General features: G+C 52.7%; 1 protein-coding gene. It reads left to right on the top strand.

Annotated features, from left to right (window positions below; translation table 11 throughout):
- Positions 1-31: 31 nt before the first annotated feature.
- Positions 32-402 (top strand): caspase family protein (locus ACWTU8_RS33160; protein ID WP_455851421.1); only part of this gene is annotated, 371 nt, incomplete at its 3' end.

Below are 402 nucleotides of genomic sequence, written 5' to 3'. Positions count from 1 at the left end.
ACTTTCAACCCGAAGCGATGTTAGAATCGTATTGCTGGACGCATGTCGCAGTGCAGCTCCGGGCGAAGCTGCAATTGGTGCTCGTTCATTGAAGCTGATATCGAGAGACAGGGCCATATTCATCGACGGGAAAGACAGCATCGGTAACGGACTCGCAGCTATCGAAGCGCAGCGCAACACCTTCATTGGTTTTGCTGCGGCGCCGGGAGGTGTTGCATATGATGGAGATCAGGCGCTAAGCCCGTTTACGGGCGCCTTAGTTAAATACCTGGGATCTGTGGATCTCCCGTTGTCTAACTTGACCAGTCGAGTACGGCAAGAAGTGTTGATCTCCACCCAAGGCCGACAACACACGTGGGATCAGTCCTCTTTGATGGAGCCATTCTTTTTTAACCCGGGAAC

It is taken from the genome of Mesorhizobium sp. BHbdii, from assembly GCF_053848045.1.
The sequence above is the reverse complement of the archived record's forward strand: the minus strand, read 5'-3'. Positions and strand labels throughout refer to the sequence as shown.